Raw genomic sequence first — 3792 nt, forward strand, 5'->3', positions numbered from 1 at the left:
TTTTGTGAATACAAAAAGGAGAGATATAAAATCTCTCCTAAAAAGTCCAACTTTTGGGGGTCACTATAATTGTAAGGGCTTTTAGTATGCTTAAGGGGTAATAAAATAATCGAATTAAGCGAGGAAACGTAAGATGTATTTTAACTGGGTAACACTAAAGGAAAAACTGCGAGTGGATGCAGATTTTCTTGTGCTTGAACAAAAAGATAAGCAAGTACTTTGGCAATCCGAAAAATCATTTCACTATTTTGCAGCAACTTTTGATGAACAAACGAATATTTCTTTGAAAATTGAAGGATTCAGTGATTGTAGTTATCAATTGTATCAAGTGAAATCAACGAGCGCGCACATTGGGCGTGGCAGTCAATGGGGCGTTATTCCTGACCACCCAATAACCAGCTATTATGATATTTTAGTACCTTATAATCAAACGAGTCTAACAACAACGCAACAACTGTTTTGTTTAGAAGTTGAAAGTTACGATCCTGGTCTTAAAAGTGGGCGCATTCAGTTATTAATCGATGGTGTGTTGCAAGGAGAGTTACCTTTGAGTCTTGAAATTTTACCGCAGAAATTCTTAGAAAGTGAGTCCTTTGGGTTAGAATTATGGCAGTATCCTTTTGCTGTTGCACGTTATTATGGCATTTCAGAAGAAAATTATTTTGGCAGTGAACATTTAGCCAGAATAAAAGAAAGTCTCGTACGTTACCGTCAGGCAGGTGGCGATGTGATTGTGACTGCTATTATTCACGATCCATGGAACCATCAAACATACGATGATTATCCAAGTTTAATTAAGTGGCAAAAAACAGCATCCGGATTTACTTATGATTTTACCTGGTTTGACCAGTATGTCGAACTAAACTTAGAAGTGGGTATTTCTGAAAAAATCAAATGTTTTTCGATGTTGCCTTGGGAAGATAAAATTTATTTTTGGAATGAAGAAAATGAGTTACAACAAGCGCAATATTTAGCTGGTTCGAATGAATGGCAAATGATTTGGGGCGAGTTTTTAAGTGCATTTGTGGCTCATATTGAAGCCAAAGGTTGGTTTGATAAAACCTATATTGCAATTGATGAACGACCGGCTGAAACATTGGCCCATGTCATTGCTTTACTAGAACAATATCCAAATCAATTAGGCGAGCGCTTAAAATTATCTTGTGCGATGGATTATCAAAACTTTGATGAAATGTTACTCGATCAAATTGCAGACGTTTCGATTGGACAAAGTCACTTAGGTTCAAGAACGGCCTTTAATACCTTGTGTGAATCACGTCGTCAAAAAGGTTTGTTTACTTCGATTTATAATTGTGTGGGCGATTATCCAAGCATGTTTTTATATAGTAGCCCTTATGAGACGCAATGGGTTTTATGGAATGCAGTTAGTTATGGAAGTGATGGCTTTTTACGCTGGGCACTGGATGCGTGGGTTGAAAATCCTTTAGAAAATGCGAGTCATTGGTATTGGGAAAGTGGCGATCCATTTTTAATTTATCCACATGAAAAAGGCGGTTCAGGAGCATATTTATCGATTCGTTATCAACAGCTAATTGAGGCGATGACACAAATTCGTAAATACAAGCAGTTAAAAAAACAATCGCCAAGTAGTTTGGTTGAATTGGAAGAAACGTTGGCAACATTGATTTTCCCACAAGGGACGGAAAATTCTTATGGCGCTCGAATAGCACTTGAATCAACAAGCCACAAAGAAATTCAACAAGCGATTGAAAAAATCAATGAGTTATTAAATCAATGCACTTTAGCAGCATTACAGGAGGAAAAGTAGCGTGAGGGTGAATCAATTAATTGAAGTGGTACCAAGTCCAAGGCAAATTGCTTGGCAACAAACGGAATACTATGGCTTTATCCATTTTGGTATTAATACGATGACAAACCTAGAGTGGGGCTTTGGCGATGAATCGCTCGAGTTATTTAACCCAATGGAATTAGATGGCGAGCTTTGGGTAAAACAGTTGAAAGAAGCGCAAATGCAAGGGGTAATTTTGACTTGTAAGCATCATGATGGTTTTTGTTTATGGCCGACAGCAACGACAGATTATTCGGTTGCCAATACACCTTGGAAAAAGGGCGCAGGCGATTTAGTTAAAGAAGTTTCCGATGCTTGTCATAAATATGGTTTGAAATTTGGGGTTTATTTATCGCCTTGGGATCGTCACGAACCGTGTTATGGGAGTGGCCAGGATTATAATGATTTTTATGTGGCACAATTAACCGAGCTATTAACGAACTACGGTGATATTTTTAGTATTTGGTTAGACGGCGCAAATGGGGAAGGCCCAAATGGTAAAAAGCGAACGTACGACTGGGAACGGTACTACGAGGTGATGCGTCGCCTACAACCAAACGCTGCGATGAGTGTTTGTGGGCCAGATGTCCGTTGGTGTGGCAATGAAGCGGGCCAGACTCGTCCAGAAGAGTGGAGTGTCGTTCCGATTGAATTACAAGATTTAGAAAAAATTGCGGAGCATTCACAGCAAATTGATGATGGCCAATTTTCACGTAAATTAACTTCAGGCGATGAAGATTTAGGTAGTCGTCAGGCATTAGAAAACTATCAAGGTGAACTTGTTTGGTTCCCAGCTGAGGTCAATACATCGATTCGTCCAGGTTGGTTCTATCATCCAGAAGAAGACAATCAAGTACGCAATGTGGACGAACTCTATCAAATGTACTTGAAGACCGTTGGTGGCAACAGCACCTTTTTACTGAATATCCCACCGAATACAGCTGGAGTGATTCATGAAAATGACCTTGAAGTCTTAAAAAAATTAGCTGAAAAATTCAACAAGTTAAAGATCAATCAGTGATTAAGCAAGCAAAATTAAACGTTTCTTCGGCTGTGTCAGAGATTCAGTTGAATGATTTATTATCCGACGAGATGCCATTTTGGCAAAGTCAAAGTGACGATCAAGCACCATGGATTGAAGTTGTTTGGGAGACCGAACAGTTGCTGCATCGAATTGTTCTGAAAGAAGCGATTCAAGCAAGTCAACGTGTGGAAGCTTTTACGGTTTACTATGAAGAAGCTGGTGAGTATAAAATTGCGACGAAAGGGACGATGATTGGTTATCAAAAGATTTTAGAATTTGCACCGATTCAAACGAAAAAAATTCGAGTCGTTTTCGATGCCTTTCGTGGAGCGCCAACAATTACACAAATCAATCTCAATTAAAAATAGACTTGCCTGTAGCCTCACTACTGGCAAGTCTATTTTTAAACATGTACGAGTTGGGTGACGAAGGGAATACACTCCTCTGGTTTGAGATTGAGTGACTCAATTTCTGAAAGGAAAATCCATTCTAAAAAGTATCGATTACTCGGAGTCATACGATTGAGCTCTTCTCCAACGATTTGAACTTCTAGTTGTTGATTTGTTATATATAAGTAATATTGATGTTCAACAGTATCAATATTCATGTTAAAAAATGGAGTTAGATCGGATGACTTGAGATTGTTTAAATTTAGTTCTTCCGCTGCTTCTCGTAAAGCAGCATCAATAAAGGATTCATCTGCTTCAACAGTTCCTCCAGAAATGACCCAGTATGTTTGATTGTACTTAATTCTTTTGATAAGAAGAATCGTTTTTTTCATTTGATTGTAAATAATGACTCCAGCTCTTTTTTTCATAGGACCTTCCGATTAATGGATTTATAAACAGTATAGCAGTATTATCCAAAGAAAATAGAGAAAGAAAAGAATAAATCAAAACCTCCAGTGTGTGAGCCGACCCCCAAAAGTTAGACCTAAAAATCTAACTTTTGGAGGTCG

General features: G+C 38.2%; 4 protein-coding genes. 3 read left to right on the forward strand and 1 reads right to left on the reverse strand.

Going from position 1 to position 3792, the window contains the following annotated elements; genetic code table 11:
* Positions 1–133: 133 nt before the first annotated feature.
* From ACFO3L_RS04850 to ACFO3L_RS04860, 3 genes are read left to right on the forward strand one after another with little or no spacing between them, the layout of a single operon-like run.
* Positions 134–1789, forward strand: coding sequence for a DUF4091 domain-containing protein (locus ACFO3L_RS04850; protein WP_379964413.1), 1656 nt, complete (start codon positions 134–136; stop codon positions 1787–1789).
* Position 1790: 1 nt separating this feature from the next.
* Positions 1791–2831 (forward strand): alpha-L-fucosidase, encoded by a 1041-nt coding sequence (locus ACFO3L_RS04855; protein WP_379964415.1) that lies wholly within the window; start codon positions 1791–1793, stop codon positions 2829–2831.
* Positions 2828–3196 carry a discoidin domain-containing protein gene (locus tag ACFO3L_RS04860; RefSeq protein ID WP_379964417.1) on the forward strand — a complete coding sequence of 123 codons (369 nt, stop codon included), beginning with the start codon at positions 2828–2830 and terminating at the stop codon, positions 3194–3196. Before ACFO3L_RS04855 ends, ACFO3L_RS04860 begins: the two co-directional genes overlap by 4 nt.
* Positions 3197–3237: 41 nt before the next feature.
* Here the strand turns inward: ACFO3L_RS04860 and ACFO3L_RS04865 are convergent, their stop codons facing one another.
* The gene (locus ACFO3L_RS04865) at positions 3238–3651 is read right to left on the reverse strand and encodes an NUDIX domain-containing protein (protein ID WP_379964419.1); all 414 of its coding nucleotides are present in this window, start codon (positions 3649–3651) and stop codon (positions 3238–3240) included.
* Positions 3652–3792: the final 141 nt, after the last annotated feature.

The sequence above is a fragment of the Enterococcus eurekensis genome, from assembly GCF_042654605.1.
Taxonomy (GTDB): Bacteria; Bacillota; Bacilli; order Lactobacillales; family Enterococcaceae; genus Enterococcus_I; species Enterococcus_I eurekensis.